This window comes from Demequina sp. NBRC 110054 (assembly GCF_002090115.1).
Taxonomy (GTDB): Bacteria; Actinomycetota; Actinomycetes; order Actinomycetales; family Demequinaceae; genus Demequina.
This window is the reverse complement of record NZ_BBRK01000004.1, coordinates 1,898,924-1,915,274: the sequence shown is the minus strand read 5'-3', so window position 1 is coordinate 1,915,274 and position 16,351 is coordinate 1,898,924. Positions and strand designations below refer to the sequence as shown.

Genomic DNA, 16,351 nt, shown 5'->3' with positions numbered 1-16,351 from the left:
GCCCGCCGCGAGATCGCGGCGGGCCCTCGGTGCGTCAGCGGGCGATCAGAGCGTCGCGCGCAGGCGGCGCAGGCGGTTCAGCGACGCGTCCTTGCCGAGGATCTCCATCGACTCGAACAGCGGCGGCGAGACCTGGCGACCGGTCACGGCCACGCGCAGCGGGCCGAACGCGAATCGCGGCTTGATGCCCATCTCGTCGACGAGCTTCGCGCGCAGCGCGTCCTGCTGGGCCTCGGGCCCGAAGTCGGATAGCCCCTCGAGCACGACGAGCGCGGCGTCGAGGATCTCGGCGGCGTTGTCGGGCAGCTTCTTGACCGCGGCCTCGTCGAACTCGATCGCCTCGTCGGCAGCGAAGAGGAAGCCGAGCATCCCGGAGGCCTCGCCGAGCAGCTGCATGCGCGTCTGCACGAGCGGCGCGGCGGCGTCGAGCACGTCGCGCTCGGCGGAAGTCAGGTCCGCATAGGAGGCGGCGCTCACATCGCCCACGGCGTGCAGGTACGGCACGAGGCGCCCGGCGAAGTCCTCCTCAGAGAGCATGCGCATGTGGTCCGCGTTGATCGCCTCGGCCTTCTTGAGGTCGAAGCGCGCCGCGTTGGGCGTGCAGTCCGCGATGTCGAAGGCCTCGATGAGCTCGGCCGGGGTGAAGATGTCGCGGTCGGGCGCGATGCTCCAGCCCAGCAGCGCGAGGTAGTTGAGCAGTCCCTCGGGAAGGAAGCCACGCTCGCGGTGGTGGAAGAGGTTCGACTCGGGGTCGCGCTTGGACAGCTTCTTGGTGCCCTCGCCGAGCACCATCGGCATGTGTGCGTACTCGGGGACGGCGTCGGCGATGCCGAGCTCGACCATCGCGCGCCACAGCACGATCTGACGCGGCGTCGAGGCCAGCAGGTCCTCGCCGCGCAGCACGTGCGTGATCTTCATGAGCGCGTCGTCCACGGGGTTGACGAGCGTGTACAGCGGCACGCCGTTGGCGCGCACGATCACGTAGTCAGGCACGGTGCCGGCCGGGAACGTGACCTCGCCGCGGATCAGGTCGTTGACCGTGATGTCCTCGTCGGGCATGCGCATGCGCAGGACGGGCTCGCGGCCCTCGGCGCGGAAGGCGGCCTTCTGCTCGTCGGTGAGGTCGCGGTCGAAGCCGTCGTAGCCGAGCTTGGGGTCGCGGCCGGCGGCCCTGTGACGCTCCTCGACCTCGGCGGGCGTGGAGAAGGACTCGTAGGCGTAGCCGCCCTCGACCAGCTTCTCGACGACGTCGCGGTGCAGGTCGTGGCGCTCGCTCTGGCGGTAGGGGCCGTAGGGGCCGCCGATGTCGGGGCCCTCGTCGTACGTGATGCCGAGCCAGTCCATCGCGTCGAGGAGCATGTCGTAGCTCTCCTGCGAGTCGCGCTCGGCGTCGGTGTCCTCGATGCGGAAGACCATGTCGCCGCCGGTGTGGCGGGCATAGGCCCAGTTGAACAGCGCCGTGCGGACCATGCCGACGTGCGGCAGGCCGGTGGGCGAGGGACAGAAGCGAACGCGAACCTTGCTCATTGCTCTCTTTGCTTGGGGTGTCGGGGTGAATGGGTCTGGGGTTCCCGGACGATGCGGTCCGGGCCGGGGTGCCGGCCGTCGCGGAGGACGGCTAGCGGCGGATGACGGGGTTGCGCAGGACTCCGATGTCCTCGATCTCGACCTCGACGACGTCGCCGTGGTCGACCTTGGTGACGCCCGCCGGGGTGCCCGTGAGGATGACGTCGCCGGGCAGCAGCGTGGTGACCTCGGAGACGGCCGCGACGGCCTCGAGGACTCCGAGCATCATCTCCTGGGTCGACGCGTGCTGCTTGGTCTCGCCGTTGACGCGCGAGGACACGAGGACGTCGTCGTGCATGAGCTCGGTCTCGATCCACGGGCCGAGCGGCAGCGACGTGTCGAAGGCCTTGGCGCGGAACCACTGGTTCTCCTGGCGCTGCAGGTCGCGCGCCGTGAGGTCGTTGGCGCACGTGTAGCCGTAGATGTACTGATCCGCGTTCTCGGCCGAGACCTCCTTGCAGATCCGGCCGATGACGATCGCGAGCTCGGCCTCGATCTGCACGTCCTGGCTGTAGTCGGGCAGGACGATCGGGTCGTCGGGGCCGATCACGGTGGTGTTCGGCTTGAGGAACAGGATCGGCATCTCGGGCTCGGGGACCACGTTGCCCATCTCCTTGGCGTGCTCCGCGTAGTTGCGGCCCAGGCACACTGCCTTGGAGCGCGGGATCACGGGGGCAAGTAGGCGGACGTCGTCCTGGTCGAGCGGGATCCGCTCGCCGGTCGGCTGGCCGGGGACATACATCGGGTCGCCGGTGAGGACGATGAGCTCCTCGGAGCCCGCCTCCCCGTCGACGATCGCGAAACGGGGGTCCTCGCCGGTGGTGAATCGTGCGATACGCATGGGCTCCAGCCTAGTGCGTGGCGAGGGGCCCTCCGTGGGGGCGTCGCGCCACCAGGGACGATGCGTACGCTGGGTGCCATGTCGACCGTCCTCGTCACCGGAGCCTCGGGCTTCATCGCCAAGCACATCGTCCGCGAGCTGCTCGAGAACGGGCACGCCGTCAGGGCCGCCGTGCGCTCCGAGCGCCGCCGCGCGCAGGTCGAGGCGCTGTTCCCCGGCGCCTCCCTCACCTTCGTGTCCCTCGACCTCACGTCCGATGAGGGCTGGACGGAAGCGATGGAGGGCGTCGACGTGCTCATGCACACCGCGTCGCCGTTCCCGACCGCGCCTCCGAAGGATCCGCAGGAGCTCATCCGACCCGCGGTCGGCGGCACGCTCCGCGCCCTCGCGGCCGCGCAGGCCGCCGGCGTGACGCGCGTGATCCTCACGTCCACGTGCGGCGCGATCTACAAGCCCGCGGGCGACCAGTGGGACCGCCCGAAGACCCGCGAGGACTGGACCGACCCCGAGGGGCCGAGGACCACTCCGTACGAGGCGTCGAAGACCCTCGCCGAGCGGGCGGCGTGGGACTTCGTCGCGGAGCACCCGGAGATGCGCCTCACGACGATCAACCCCGGCATGGTGTTCGGGCCCGCGATGGACGCCGACTACGGAGCCTCGCTGCGCACGGTCGAGCAGCTCGTCACGGGCGAGTACCCCGCGCTGCCGACGATGGGCATGCCCGTGGTGGACGTCCGCGACGTCGCGCGCATCCATGTGCGGGCCATGACGGAGGAGGCAGCGGTTGGTCAGCGCTTCCCCGCGAACGCCGGCGCGATGACCCTCCCCGAGATGGCGCAGATCCTCCGCGCCTCCTACCCGGATGCCAAGGTGACCACCCGGATCGCCCCTGACTGGCTGATCCGTGCGGCGGCGCTCGTCATGCCGCCGATGAGGACCGCGGCCATGGGACTCGCGATGAACGCCGAGGTCGACGGCTCCGACGCGCCGCGCCAGTTCGGCTTCGAGTACATCTCCTCGTCCGCAGCGCTACTCGCGTCGGCCGAGTTCATCCGGCAGTCCGTCGGGACGGGCAGCCGCGTAGCCTGACCCCATGACGGAGCCCGCCGCAGACCGACCGGTCGAGGTCGGCCGCCGCTCCCCCGCATCGTCCCTGACGCAGGCCGGTCGCATCGGAGGGCTCGACCTCGCGCGAGCGATCGCATTCATGGGCATGGTGGCCGCGCATATCGGGGACGACGGCCAGGGCGGCTCCGACGCCGACGGCTGGACGTGGCTGTGGATCGCGCACGGGCGGCCGTCCGCGCTGTTCGCCGTGCTTGCCGGGGTGTCGATCGGCATCATGACCGCGCGAGGCGCCTCTCTCGCCCAGACCCGCGCGAAGGTCGCGACGCGCGCGGTCGGGCTCATCCTCGTGGGCGCACTCGTCACCGCGCTCGGCACGCCCGTGTACGTGATCCTCGCGAACCTCGGCGTGATGATGCTGCTGGTCCTCCCTGCGCTGCGCTGGCGCACGCCCTGGCTGTGGGGCGGGGCGGTCGTGCTGCTCGTCGGAGGAGGACTGGCGCTGCCCACGATCCAGGGCTGGGCCGCATCGTCCTGGCTCGGAACGTTCCCCGTGGTCGACAGGCTCTGGTGGCACCACTACCCCGCGCTCGTGTGGGCGGGCTACCTGCTCGTCGGACTCGCGATCTCGCGCATGGACCTGCGCGCGCGGGCGGTGCGCCGGGGGCTACTCCAGGGCGGCCTCGGGATCGGGGTCGGCGCCGCGATGCTCGGCATCGGCTTCGGCGGGACGATGCCGTGGCCGGCCTCCGGGGCGACGTTCGGGTGGGGCCCGGCGTGGGCGTCGATGGAGGCGCACTCGTACTCCCCCGTCGAGCTCGTCTCCAACGCGGGGATCGCGATGGCGACGATCGCGCTGTGCCTGTGGCTGTCGGATGCGACCGGTCGCTGGCTCGCGCCGCTGCGCGCGCTCGGCGCGATGGCCTTCACGGCCTACGTCGCCCATGTCATCGTGATCGCGGTCGTGGGCGACGAGATCGTCTACGAGCCGAGCAACGTCGCGCTCGTCGTCCTCCTCGCGACCTTCACTGCCGCGGCCTGGGCGTGGCGCCTGCGCTTCGCCCAGGGGCCGCTCGAGTCGCTCATGACGCGCGCGTCGAACGCCGCGGCCACTACGGTCGCAGGAGGACCGCCCACGACCTGAAGGAGAGAGCACGATGACCCTTGCCGCCGTCTACGACGAGATCGGGACGCCCGACGTCCTCCACCTCACCGAGGTGCAGGACCCCTCCCCGGGCCCCGGCGAGGTGCTCGTCAGGGTGCGTGCGGCGGGCATCAACCCGTACGACGGCAAGGTGCGCCGGGGCTTCATCCCGAGCGATGCGCCGTTCCCGCGCCGCATCGGCTCGGACGTGGCGGGCACCGTCGAGGCCGTCGGCGAGGGCGCGGCGTACTGGGACGGCACCGCCGTCGCGGTGGGCGACGAGGTGCTCGGCAGCGCCGCGGGCTCGGTCGCCGAGCGCGTGCTCGCCAAGGGCTCCTCCCTTACGCGGCGCCCCGCGGAGCTGCCGGTCGAGGTCGCGGGCGGCCTGTGGGTCGCGGGCCTCACCGCAGTGTCGTGCCTCGCGACCGTGCCCGTCGGCGCGGGCGACACCGTGCTGATCGGCGGCGCGTCGGGTGCCGTCGGCATCGTCGCCGCACAGCTCGCGCGTGACGCCGGCGCGACGGTGATCGGCACCGCCTCCCCGGCGCGGCTCGAGTTCGTGCGCTCGCTCGGGGTCGAGGCCGTCGAGTACGGTCCCGGTCTCGCGGATCGGGTTGCCGGCCTCGGAACCGTCACCGCGGTGATGGATTGCCACGGCCGCGACGCGCTCGACGCGGGCGTCGCGCTCGGGGTGGATACCGATCGGATGGTCGCGATCGCGGCCTACGCGGCGCTTCAGGAGATCCCCGCACACAACGCGGAGCGCGCCGCCCGCACCGCGGAGAACCTCGCGAAGCTCGCCGACGGCATCGTCGAGGGCCGGCTCGTCCTCCCCGTCGCGGCCACGTACCCGCTGGACCAGGTGGCCGAGGCGTTCACGGCGCTCGAGGCGTCCCACGCGCCCGGCAAGATCGTGGTGACCGCGTAGGCCTCCCGCGGACCGCGTCGCCGGCGCCCGCCCGCGGCTTGCGACAATGGTGCCCATGACCGTCTCCCCGCTTGCCGTGCGCGTGCTCGCGCGCGCCGAGTGGGAGCCTCTCGCCGCCGCGCATGCCGAGCGGGCCGACGCGCTCACCGCGGGGCGGCGCTTGCGCGCGAGCCGCGGCGAGCGGCACGCGATCGAGGACTTCCTCTACGAGTACTACCCGGCCAAGCCCGCCCAGCTGCGACGCTGGCATCCCGGCCCCGGCATCGTCCTCGAGGGCGCCCCCGAGCACGCGGGCTGGCGCTTCTACACGGACGATGCGGGCGCGGCCTCGGTCGATATCGACGCCTTCCTCGCGGATCGAGGCACGACGGTCGGGTGGATCGAGGGGCTGATGTCTCGCACCGCCGAGCGTCCCGCATCGTTCGGCTGCTTCGGGCTGCACGAGTGGGCGATGGTCTATCGGATGGACGAGGACGACCGGCGCCATCCCCTGCCGCTCAGGCTCGGCGCGGCCGGCACCGACGAGGTCGTCGAGAACCACCCGATCCGATGCTCACACTTCGACGCCTTCCGGTTCTTCACCCCGGAGGCACGCCCGCTGAACGAGCTCCAGCCCACACGCGAGACCACTCCCGCGATGGAGCAGCCCGGCTGCCTGCACGGGAACATGGACCTCTATAAGTGGGCGTTCAAGCTCGCGCCGGCCGTCCCGTCGTCCCTGACGCTGGATGCGTTCGAGCTCGCGCTCGACGTGCGGCAGGTCGACATGCAGGCCTCGCCCTACGACGTTTCGTCCTACGGCCTCGACGCGATCGCCATCGAGACGCCCGCGGGCAAGCGCGAGTACGTCGACCGTCAGCGCGAGTTCGCTGCGCGAGGCGCGGTGCTGCGCGGGCGGCTGCTCGACGCGATCGGCCTCATCCGCGAGGCTGCGTCGACACCGGCTCCCGCCTAGCGGCGTCGACGAGCGCGAGCAGCTCGCGCGCACTCTCGTTCGCACCGAAAGCGGGCGTGCCCGGCTGAAGGTGACGCCCCTCCGCGAGGCCGCCGAGCGGGACGGGGTCGAAGCCCAGGTGATCGATGAGGCGCTCGACCGCCGCGACCGCATCGTCCTCGTCCCCCGCGAGCGCGATCGCACGACGGCCGGGAGCGGCGGGAGGCCGCGGCCCCTCGTCGAGGTCGTGATAGCCCATGTGGTTGAACGCCTTCACGACGCGTGCGCCCGGGAGGTGGCGGGCCACGATCTCCGAGGACGTGGTCGAGGGGTCGGTGAGGTCGTCGCGGATGCCGTCGACCTCCCACCAGTAGTTCATCGCGTCGACCACGAGGCGGCCGTCGAGCAGCGCGGGGTCGAGCGCGGCGTGCTTGCCGAGCGGCAGCGCGAGGATCACGACATCCGCCGCGGCCGAGTCGGCCGCCGTGCCCACGCGCGCACCGGGGACGAGCACCTCGATCGTCAGCGCGATGCGCTGCGGGTCGCCCGAACCCGCGACGATCACGTCGTAGCCGGCCGCGACCGCGAGCCTTGCCAGCACGGTGCCGAGCTTGCCCGCGCCGAGGATCCCGACGCTGCGGATCTGCGTCGCCTCGTTCCCCGCCATGCGGGTCTCGCCCACGGTCACGACTGCGCGCCGTCCGCGAGCAGCTCGCGCACGCGCGGGATGACCTGCGTGCCGAGAAGCTCGACCGCGCGCATGCGCTGCGACGCGGGCATCGCGCCGCCGCCCGTATAGACGAGGTCCATGCGGCCCACGCCGAGGCCGCCGATCGCGGCGGCCATCTTCGTCGCGACGGTCTCGGGCGAGCCGACGTACAGCGAGCCGTACTCGACCTCGGCGTCGAACTGCTCGCGACGCATCGGGGGCCAGCCGCGGGAGCCGCCGACGCGGTCCATCATCGCCTTGTAGCCGGGGAAGAACGCCTCGCGCGCCTCCTCGTCGGTCTCGGCGATGAAGCCGTGGCTGTGCATCGCGACGGGGTGCGCGGTCGTGCCGAACTGCTCGGCGGCTCGGCGGTAGAGGTCGATGTAGGGAGCGAAGCGGCCGGGGTCGCCGCCGATGATCGCGAGCGCGAGGCGGAAGCCGTAGCGGGCGGTGCGGACCACGGACTCGGGAGAGCCACCCACGCCGACCCAGGTCCTCAGGGAGCCCGAGTCGGTCTTGGGGTACACGTCTGCGTCGCTGAGCGAGGGCCGCGTCGTCCCTTCCCAGGTCACGGGCTCCTCGGTGAGCAGCTGCGAGAACAGCTCGAGCTTCTCCTCGAACAGCACCTCGTAGTCCTTGAGGTCGTAGCCGAACAGCGGGAAGGACTCGGTGAAGGAGCCGCGTCCGAGGATGACCTCCGCGCGACCGTTCGAGACGGCGTCGAGCGTCGCGAAGCGCTGGAAGACGCGGACCGGATCGTCCGAGGACAGCACGGTGACGGCCGAGCCGAGGCTGATGCGCTCGGTGCGGGACGCGATCGCCGCAAGGACCATCTCGGGCGAGGAGATCGCGAAGTCGGCGCGGTGGTGCTCGCCGAGCCCGATCGCGTCGATGCCGATCTGGTCCGCGAGCGCGGCCTCGTCGACCACCTGGCGGATCGCCGCGGCGTGCGACATGGGCTCGCCGGTGTCGTGCAGCGCGAGGTCGCCGAAGGTCTCGATGCCGAACTGGACGTCGGTCGCGGGCGTGCTCATGGTGACGGGAACCTCCGGGGGTGGGGCATTACTTGATTTCTCATGTAATGAGCGCCGCGGAGGGCGTCGTTATTCCTTGCGACCGCCGGCGACCCGGCCTCAGTCGCGGATGGCCTCCTGGATCGCGGCGAACGCACCGTCGATCAGCTCGGAGAGGTCCGACTTCGCACCGGCCTGCACCCAGCGCTCGAAGGAGACCTTGAGCGCGCCTCCCGCGACGACTGCGACCATCTCGGGCGCCACCGAGGACTCCTCCGCCCCGGTCCGACTGCGGATCGCCCCGGCCACGGCGGCCTCCCACTTGGAGTGCTCGACCATGTCGCGCGCCACGAGAGAGGGCGTCTCGGCCACGAGCTCGGCCCGCGCGAGCGCGGGTCCCGCGTCCATGCCGATCGCCTGGGCGAGCATCGTCATCGCGCCGTGCACGGCCGCGAGCGGGTGCTCGTCGGCGGGGCGTGACTCGATGACGGCCGCGAACTGGGCGAGCTGCTCCTCACTGTCGGGCCACAGCACGTCCTCCTTGGAGGCGAAGTAGCGGAAGAAGGTGCGCTCCGACACCCATGCCCGCTCCGCGATCTCGCTCACGGTGACGGCATCGAAGCCTCGCTCAGCGAACAGCTCCGAGGCGGACTCGATGAGCTGCTCTCGCGTGCGGAGCTTCTTGCGGTCTCGTAGCGACGCCGGGGTATCCATGTCCTCATCCTAGCGTTTTGCGGCGTCAAGTGACATACGTTGGTTCATGTTTTTTGTCAGCGATTGACAGTTGGCATGAGCAGACTTACTTTGGAGGCAGAGCAAAGGAGCCCACCATGATGAACCACCTCTCCTCGACACCCGCCCTCATCGTCGCGGCGCTCGTCATCGCCGCCTCCGGCGCCGCGCTCGCCCTCACCGGGCCTCAGTACGGCACGCTCCTCATCAACACCCACAAGCTCGGGATGGCCGTGCTGATCCTCGCGGTCGTCCTGCGCGCCCGCGCTGCTCACCAGGACGGGGGCCTCCCGTCGCAGACCTGGACGATGCTCGCCGTGGCGGGAGCGGTCGCCCTGCTCACCGTCGTCACGGGCGGCCTGGTGAGCGGGCTCAACGATCCCCCGGGCGCGATCCTGTGGGCGCATCGTCTGCTTCCCGTCGCGGTGCTCGGCACGACCGTGGGCACGCTCGCGCTCGTCCCGACGGCGGTGCGCTGATCATGGACCCGCAGTCATACTCGGCCCGCACCCGCTACCGCCGCCCCGCGGCCTGGTACCTCCGTCTCAACTGGCTCGGGGTCGCGCTCACGTCGATCGGCCTCGCCCCGCGCGGCGCCGTGACGATCGCGATCCGCGGGCGCAAGACCGGCAAGATCCGCAGGCTGCCGATCCTCGCGATCCCCCACGGCGGCGCGCGCTACCTGGTCGCCCTCGCGGGCGAGTCGCAGTGGGTGCGCAACGTCCGCGCCGCGGGCGGTCGCGTGAGCATGAGGCGCGGCCGTCGGAGCGACGTCACGCTCGTGGAGCTGCCGGTCGAGGAGCGCGCGCCGGTCCTGCGGGCCTACCTCGACTTCGCCAAGGGCCTGGGCGGCGAGAAGTCGGCCGCCCAACAGGCCGAGTTCTACTTCGGCGTGGACCTCGACGCGACGCTGCCGGAGCTCGCGGAGATCGCGACGCACTACCCGGTGTTCCGCATCGATCCCGCGTGAGCCCGCGTCGTCGTCGGCGCCCCGACACGGGACAATGGCACCGATGACTTCCACCGACGCGCCCCTCATCGCCCGCATGCCCGACTTCGTGAAGGGCGTCGAACCTGACCCCGACGCCCTGTACGAGGCGTTCTCCGAGTGGGCCGCGGACCAGGGCCGACCGCTCTACCCGCACCAGGACGAGGCGCTCATGGAGATCGTCTCCGGCAGTCACGTGATCCTGGCGACCCCCACGGGCTCGGGAAAGTCGCTGGTCGCGGCCGGGGCGCACTTCGCGGCACTCGCGGACTTCAGGGCCGGTGTCGGCGGGCGGACCTACTACACCGCTCCGCTCAAGGCGCTCGTGAGCGAGAAGTTCTTCGACCTCATCGACATGTTCGGCTCGGAGAACGTCGGCCTCATGACCGGCGACTCCGCCGTCAACGCCGAGGCGCCGATCATCTGCTGCACGGCGGAGATCCTCGCGAACCTCGCCCTGCGCGACGGCAACGCCACGGACGCGTCGCTCGTGGTCATGGACGAGTTCCACTTCTACTCCGACCCGCAGCGCGGGTGGGCCTGGCAGGTGCCGCTGCTCGAACTGCCGGACACGCAGTTCGTGCTGATGTCCGCGACGCTCGGCGACACCTCGTGGCTGGTCGAGGACCTCGAGTCGCGCTCCGACCGCGACGTCGCCGAGGTCACGAGCGCCGAGCGCCCGGTGCCACTGAGCTTCGAGTACAGCGTCGAGCCGCTCCCCGACATGGTCGAGAAGGTGGTGGAGACCGGCAAGGCGCCCGTGTACATCGTCCACTTCACCCAGAAGGACGCGGTCGAGCGCGCGCAGGCGCTGCTGAGCATGAAGATCTCCTCCAAGGAGGAGAAGGCGCGCATCGCCGACGCGCTCGACGGGGTGCGCTTCGGGACCGGCTTCGGCAAGACGCTGAGCAAGTTCCTGCGCGCCGGCATCGGCGTCCACCACGCGGGGATGCTCCCCAAGTACCGCCGCATCGTCGAGCGCCTCACGCAGCAGGGACTGCTCAAGGTCGTGTGCGGCACCGACACCCTGGGCGTCGGCATCAACGTGCCGATCCGCACCGTGCTGCTCACGTCACTGGTCAAGTACGACGGCGAGCGGATGCGTCACCTCACCGCGCGAGAGTTCCACCAGATCGCGGGCCGCGCGGGCCGCGCGGGATTCGACACCGAGGGCGACGTCATCGCGATGGCCCCCGAGCACGTCATCGAGAACCGCAAGGCGCTGCTCAAGGCCGGCGACGACCCCAAGAAGCGCAAGAAGATCGTCCGCAAGAGCGCACCGTCCGGCTCCGTCAACTGGACCGACGCGACCTTCGAGCGCCTGCGCGACGCCGAGCCCGAGGCCCTCGTGAGCCGCTTCCACGTCACCCACGCGATGGTGCTCAACATCCTGTCGCGCGGGATCCCGAACCCGTGGCTCGACCGCGAGGCGGAGGACCCGGTGCTCGCGATGCGCGACCTGCTGAACGCGGTTCATGAGACGGAGGCTCAGCGGTCCGCGCACGTGAGGCAGGCGCTGAGGATCTACCGCTCGCTGCGGATCGCGGGCGTCGTGGAGAAGGTGCGGGTCCCGGACCCGTCGCACCCGCGCGGCTTCCGCCCCTCCGTGAGGCTCACGGTCGATGTGCCGAAGGGCTTCGCCCTCAACCAGCCGCTCTCTCCCTTCGCGCTCGCCGCGATGGACCTCATCAACGTCGAGGCTCCGGATCATGCGCTCGACGTCGTCTCGGTCATCGAGTCCACGCTGTCCGACCCGCGGCAGCTGCTCATCGCGCAGCAGAACGCCGCGCGCGGCGAGGCCGTCGCCGCGATGAAGGCCGACGGGATCGAGTACGAGGAGCGCATGGAGCTGCTCGAGGACGTGACGTGGCCCAAGCCGCTCGCCGACCTGCTCGAGCCCGCGTTCGTCACGTTCCGCCGCTCCAACCCGTGGATCCTCGACGCCGAGCTGTCGCCCAAGTCGATCGTGCGCGACATGCTCGAGAAGGCGATGTCGTTCGGCGACCTCATCTCCGCCTATGGACTCGAGCGCACCGAGGGCGTCGTGCTGCGCTATCTGGCCGAGGCCTACCGGGCGATGCGCCAGACCGTGCCCGAGGAGCATCGGACCGAGGACGTCGTCGCGATCACGGAGTGGCTCGGCGGGATCGTGCGGTCGACGGACTCGTCGCTGCTCGACGAGTGGGAGCGCCTCATGAACCCCGACGCCGTGATCGCGGACGATGCGGACCCCGCGTCGGTCCCCGCGCTCGGGTCGGACTCGGGGCCGGCCAGGCCGATGTCCGGCAACCCGCGCGTGCTGCGTCGACTGGTGCGCAACGCGATGTTCCGACGGGTCGAGCTCGCGGCGCGCGAGGACTACACGGCGCTCGGCGCGCTTGACGGCGCCTCCGGCTGGAAGGCGGAGACCTGGCGCGATGCGCTCGATCCGCTGTTCGAGGACCAGGGGGACGATGCGATCGGCATCGGACCGAACGCGCGGGCTGCGGCGCTGCTCACCTTCGTGGAGCCGGGCGGGGATCACTCGGAGGGCCGCGCGGCGGCCGCGCTCGCGGCGACTCCGGACGCAACCCTGCCCGACGGCACGTGGCTCGTGCGGCAGGTGCTCGACGACCCCGCGGGCGACCACGACTGGGCGATCACCGCGGCCGTCGACCTCGACGCGTCGGACGAGGCGGGCGCGCCGGTGCTGCGGCTGCTGCACGTGGGGCCGCAGTAGCCCCACCCCATCCCCGACCCATCCGGGTAAGTCAGTGTCGGTTCTCGGAGTCCGCTGCATCTGACAGGTGACTCAGTGTCGCTCCGGCCCGACTCAGGCCGGCTTGACCGCCCCTCTCGCCCCGGTCCTGCCCTAGGGTGAGCGGCAAGGGCAACGGGGGAAGCATGCACATGGAGATCGTCGGCAGCATCGGCACGCTGGGCCTGTCCCCGTGGTGGTTCGCCGCAGCGCTCGCGATGGCACTCGTCATCGCAGACATCGTGCGCAGCGAGGTCAAGGTGGTCCCGAAGCCGGTCTGGATCGCCGCGACGATCCTCCTCTTCCCCCTCGGGCCGCTGCTCTACCTGCTGTGGGGGCGAGTGGGCCGACCCGCCGAGGGCTAAGGTCGAGGTAGACCCCCGGAAGGAGCCCTCATGGCGGAGCCGAACGGCAGCGCGCGACTCGCGGTCCTGATCGACGCGGACAACGCGGGAGCCAAGCACCTCGAGCGCCTGCTCGCGGAGATCGCGAAGTACGGCACGGCCGGAGTGCGCCGCGCCTACGGCGACTGGACCTCGACGCAGCTCGGCTCGTGGAAGTCGGTGCTGCTCGAGCACTCCGTCCAGCCGATCCAGCAGTTCAGCTACACGACCGGGAAGAACGCGACCGACAGCGCCCTCATCATCGACGCGATGGACCTGCTCCACTCGGGCAACGTCGACGGGTTCTGCATCGTCTCGAGCGACAGCGACTTCACCCGCCTCGCCGCACGCATCCGCGAGCAGGGCCTGACGGTCTACGGCTTCGGCGAGCGCAAGACGCCCAAGCCGTTCGTCGCCGCGTGCGACACCTTCATCTACGTCGAGAACCTCGAGACGCCCGCAGCCCCGCCCAAGGAGAGCGCCTCTTCGTCCCTCAAGAAAGACCAGAAACTCACCAAGCTTCTCTCCGAGGCGGTCGACACCGCGTCAGGTGACGACGGCTGGGCCCACCTCGGCGCCGTTGGCAGCAACCTGTCCCGCCTCGCCTCTGACTTCGACTCGCGCACGTGGGGCTACCCGAAACTGAGCGACCTCATGAAGGCGCATCCTGACTACCGCACCGAGCAACGTTCGGCGAGTGAGGGCAAGGCCGTCAACATCTACGTGCGCCACAAGTAGCGGAGCGGACGGGCCGCACGCCCTCGCCGCGCGCCGCGCATCCCCACTCGAGTCGCGCCATCACTTGGGCGCGCAGAGGCTTCTTCACACCCTGACGCCCCCTTAGCCAAAGATCAGGGCTCTCCCCGATAGGCCTGGCGATCGCCCCGGGCTACGTTTTTAGTACGGCGTACGAAACGACCTGAAGGGCCGGCCGCCGCTCACGAGAGGACCGCCATCATGCTCGACTCGATCCGCACCACCCGTCCGATGACCATCAGGACCGTCATCCCGTTCTTCTCGATGGCCTTCGGGCTGTCGTGGGGCCTCGCAGCACTCGCCATCATCTTCGCCGACCAGCTCGAACCGCTGCTCGGCCCGATCGGCCTCACCAATCCCCTGTTCTTCATCGCGGTCTACGCGCCCGCCTTCTCAGGCGTAGGCCTCGTGATCCGGCACTACGGCCTCAAGGGGCTCGTGAGCTACCTGCGCCGGCTGACCCTGTGGCGCATGCCGCTCGGGTGGGCGGCCTACGTCGCGCTCGGCGTCCCCGTGGCCTTCTACGTCGGCGCGTGGATCAAGGGCAGCGACCTGAGCTTCCCGTTCGAACCCTGGTACGGAGTCATCCCCGCACTGCTGCTCATGGCGGTGCTCGGCCCGATCGAGGAGCTCGGCTGGCGCGGCGTCGCGCTGCCGCTGCTGCAGCGCAGGTTCCGCCCGATCGTCGCCGACCTCATCCTTTCCAGCCTGTGGGCGATCTGGCACGTGCCCGCGTTCCTGCTGAGCGGCACGCCTCAGAGCGAGTGGTCTTTCCCGGCCTTCTTCATCGGGGTCGTGTCGATCTCCTTCATCCTCACACCGCTGTTCAATGCCGCGGGCGGAAGCATCCTGATCGCCGCGATCTACCACTTCCAGATGAACAACCCGATCTGGCCCGACGCGCAGCCCTACGACTCGCTGATCTTCGCCGGGATCGCTGTCGCGGCCGTCATCGTCAACCGGAAGGCGATGTTCTCGCGAGGCGCTGGCGTCACGTCGGTGCTCATGACGGAGGATGAGGACATGATTCGCACGTCCACGCACGAAGCCGCGAAGGCAGGCGCGACCGGCACGGAGCCCGTTCCTGCGGGACGCCCCGCATGACCCCTCGCAAGCCGAACACCCCGGTGCTGACCAGGGAGAGGATCGTGGACGCGGCGATCTCCCTGGTCGACCGGGACGGCCTCGCGTCGCTGTCGATGCGCGGCGTCGCACGAGACCTGGGCGTCGGCCCCATGACGCTCTACTATCACGTGCCCGACAAGGCGGCCCTCGAGGACCTGATCTTCGATGCCGTGATGGGTGAGGTCGACCTGTCGGGGGACGATCCCGAGCTCGACCTCGAGGAGCGCGCGGTCCGCATGGGCCGCGCGCTTCGCTCCGCGCTGCTGAGGCATCCGCACGCGGTCCCTCTCACGCTGAACCGGTCGGCGCGCACCCCCGGACAGCTGCGCCCGGTGGACGACATGCTTAGCCTGCTGTACCGCATGGGGCTCGCGCCGACCGACGCGATCGCCGCCGTGGACGTGATCGGCCAGTACACGTTCGGCACGACGCTCGCGTACGTCAACCACCTCGCCCAGGAGGAAAGGGGCCCCGACGTTCCCGAGACCGGGGGCGACACCGGCATCGTCCCCGAGGACTTCCCCCACCTCGCGAGGGCGATCGGCGAGGCCGAGTACCTCGGGTGGGAGGAGATGTACGACCGCGGGCTGAGAGCCCTCGTGCGAGGGCTCATCGTCGCGAAGGTCCGCTAGGCGGGAGCCCCACGCCTGCGCGCCCACCGCCGCACGAGCCACGCGCTCAGCGCGACGAGCGCCCAGCCCGCGAGGACGTCCAGCACCCAGTGGTTCGCGGTGAGGATGACGACGGCGGCCGTGGTCAGCGCGTAGGCAACGCCGACCAGGCGCACCCACAGACGGCGCGTGGCGGCGAAGGCGACCAGGCACACCCACAGCGACCAGCCCGCGTGCAGCGATGGGAAGGCCGCGAGCTCGTTCGTGCTCGCCGACAGCCCGTCCTCACCCGTCGCGCCGCGATCCCAGTAGCCGAAGTTCCCCGCGGACTCGAGCACGTCGACAAAGCCCGACATGAGCCGCGGCGGCGCGGTGGGCAGAAGCACGAAGAACGCGAGCGCGCTCATGGTCGTCGCCACGAGCACGGATAACAGCGGCCGATACAGCGCGGGCCGGCGCAGCCACAGGAACACGAGCGCGCCCGCCGTCACGACCCAGTGCAGGCTCGCGTACCAGAGCGAGGCGGCGACCATCAGCGTCGGATGCTGCGCGAACCACGCGTTCCACGAACGCTCGATGTTGATGCCGAACCAGCGCTCGACCATCTGGATGTCGTGCGCGACGACGCGCGCCGCCCCGAGGTCCCCTGTCGCGGCGAACCGCGCGAGCGAGTACACGGCGTAGAGCCCCAGGACGATCAGCAGCTCTCGCCACGGGCGGCGCGAGGCCGGGCGCGAGGAGGTCTCCGGCGCGGCGCCAGCGGGCGCAGTGTCGAGGTGCGCGGCGGCGACCGTCGTCGAGGCGGGCTCTGTCAACGCG

General features: G+C 70.8%; 17 protein-coding genes. 11 read left to right on the top strand and 6 right to left on the bottom strand.

The annotated features are described in order from the left end of the window. Positions 1-45: 45 nt before the first annotated feature. Together gltX and B7K23_RS08740 are read right to left on the bottom strand one after the other, a co-directional pair. Positions 46-1,527 carry a glutamate--tRNA ligase gene (gene gltX, locus B7K23_RS08745; RefSeq protein ID WP_084125946.1) on the bottom strand — a complete coding sequence of 494 codons (1,482 nt, stop codon included), beginning with the start codon at positions 1,525-1,527 and terminating at the stop codon, positions 46-48. 91 nt (positions 1,528-1,618) lie between these two features. Then, positions 1,619-2,407, bottom strand: a complete 789-nt coding sequence (locus B7K23_RS08740) for a fumarylacetoacetate hydrolase family protein (RefSeq protein ID WP_084125945.1) — start codon at positions 2,405-2,407, stop codon at positions 1,619-1,621. 78 nt (positions 2,408-2,485) lie between these two features. On the opposite strand from B7K23_RS08740, the gene B7K23_RS08735 reads away from it, so the two are divergent. From B7K23_RS08735 to B7K23_RS08720, 4 genes are read left to right on the top strand one after another with little or no spacing between them, the layout of a single operon-like run. Beyond that, positions 2,486-3,496, top strand: coding sequence for an SDR family NAD(P)-dependent oxidoreductase (locus B7K23_RS08735; RefSeq protein WP_084125944.1), 1,011 nt, complete (start codon positions 2,486-2,488; stop codon positions 3,494-3,496). 4 nt (positions 3,497-3,500) lie between these two features. After that, entirely contained in the window at positions 3,501-4,616 is a 1,116-nt protein-coding gene (locus B7K23_RS08730) for a heparan-alpha-glucosaminide N-acetyltransferase domain-containing protein (RefSeq protein WP_084125943.1), read from the top strand. A gap of 13 nt (positions 4,617-4,629) precedes the next feature. Further along, positions 4,630-5,544 carry an NADP-dependent oxidoreductase gene (locus tag B7K23_RS08725; RefSeq protein WP_084125942.1) on the top strand — a complete coding sequence of 305 codons (915 nt, stop codon included), beginning with the start codon at positions 4,630-4,632 and terminating at the stop codon, positions 5,542-5,544. A gap of 46 nt (positions 5,545-5,590) precedes the next feature. After that, positions 5,591-6,499, top strand: coding sequence for a 3-methyladenine DNA glycosylase (locus B7K23_RS08720; RefSeq protein ID WP_375730878.1), 909 nt, complete (start codon positions 5,591-5,593; stop codon positions 6,497-6,499). On the opposite strand, the gene B7K23_RS08715 is transcribed toward B7K23_RS08720, so the two are convergent. The 3 genes from B7K23_RS08715 to B7K23_RS08705 all read right to left on the bottom strand — a co-directional run bounded on the left by B7K23_RS08715 (position 6,462) and on the right by B7K23_RS08705 (position 8,914). Next, entirely contained in the window at positions 6,462-7,145 is a 684-nt protein-coding gene (locus B7K23_RS08715; protein ID WP_084126271.1) for an NADPH-dependent F420 reductase, read from the bottom strand. The genes B7K23_RS08720 and B7K23_RS08715 overlap by 38 nt on opposite strands. A 17-nt stretch (positions 7,146-7,162) precedes the next feature. After that, positions 7,163-8,221: an LLM class flavin-dependent oxidoreductase gene (locus tag B7K23_RS08710; protein WP_084125940.1), complete on the bottom strand. Its 1,059-nt coding sequence runs from the start codon at positions 8,219-8,221 to the stop codon at positions 7,163-7,165. Positions 8,222-8,320: 99 nt separating this feature from the next. After that, on the bottom strand, positions 8,321-8,914 hold the full coding sequence (locus B7K23_RS08705; RefSeq protein ID WP_084125939.1) for a TetR family transcriptional regulator: 594 nt from the start codon (positions 8,912-8,914) through the stop codon (positions 8,321-8,323). 116 nt (positions 8,915-9,030) lie between these two features. Between B7K23_RS08705 and B7K23_RS08700 the strand changes: the two genes are divergently transcribed. From B7K23_RS08700 to B7K23_RS08670, 7 genes are all read left to right on the top strand, one after another. Continuing rightward, positions 9,031-9,411 carry a hypothetical protein gene (locus B7K23_RS08700; RefSeq protein ID WP_084125938.1) on the top strand — a complete coding sequence of 127 codons (381 nt, stop codon included), beginning with the start codon at positions 9,031-9,033 and terminating at the stop codon, positions 9,409-9,411. A 2-nt stretch (positions 9,412-9,413) separates the two neighbouring features. After that, entirely contained in the window at positions 9,414-9,902 is a 489-nt protein-coding gene (locus B7K23_RS08695; protein WP_084125937.1) for a nitroreductase/quinone reductase family protein, read from the top strand. Between the two features lie 43 nt (positions 9,903-9,945). Then, entirely contained in the window at positions 9,946-12,639 is a 2,694-nt protein-coding gene (locus B7K23_RS08690) for an RNA helicase (protein ID WP_084126269.1), read from the top strand. Between the two features lie 164 nt (positions 12,640-12,803). Continuing rightward, a complete protein-coding gene (locus B7K23_RS08685; protein ID WP_084125936.1) occupies positions 12,804-13,022 on the top strand; it encodes a PLD nuclease N-terminal domain-containing protein in 219 nt (72 codons plus the stop codon). A 30-nt stretch (positions 13,023-13,052) separates the two neighbouring features. Then, positions 13,053-13,778 carry an NYN domain-containing protein gene (locus B7K23_RS08680; protein WP_084125935.1) on the top strand — a complete coding sequence of 242 codons (726 nt, stop codon included), beginning with the start codon at positions 13,053-13,055 and terminating at the stop codon, positions 13,776-13,778. 219 nt (positions 13,779-13,997) lie between these two features. After that, positions 13,998-14,900 carry a CPBP family intramembrane glutamic endopeptidase gene (locus B7K23_RS08675; RefSeq protein ID WP_084125934.1) on the top strand — a complete coding sequence of 301 codons (903 nt, stop codon included), beginning with the start codon at positions 13,998-14,000 and terminating at the stop codon, positions 14,898-14,900. Then, the gene (locus B7K23_RS08670) at positions 14,897-15,553 is read left to right on the top strand and encodes a TetR/AcrR family transcriptional regulator (protein ID WP_084125933.1); all 657 of its coding nucleotides are present in this window, start codon (positions 14,897-14,899) and stop codon (positions 15,551-15,553) included. Before B7K23_RS08675 ends, B7K23_RS08670 begins: the two co-directional genes overlap by 4 nt. On the opposite strand, the gene B7K23_RS08665 is transcribed toward B7K23_RS08670, so the two are convergent. Beyond that, the gene (locus B7K23_RS08665) at positions 15,550-16,347 is read right to left on the bottom strand and encodes a phosphatase PAP2 family protein (RefSeq protein WP_084125932.1); all 798 of its coding nucleotides are present in this window, start codon (positions 16,345-16,347) and stop codon (positions 15,550-15,552) included. The genes B7K23_RS08670 and B7K23_RS08665 overlap by 4 nt on opposite strands. Positions 16,348-16,351 lie beyond the last annotated feature (4 nt).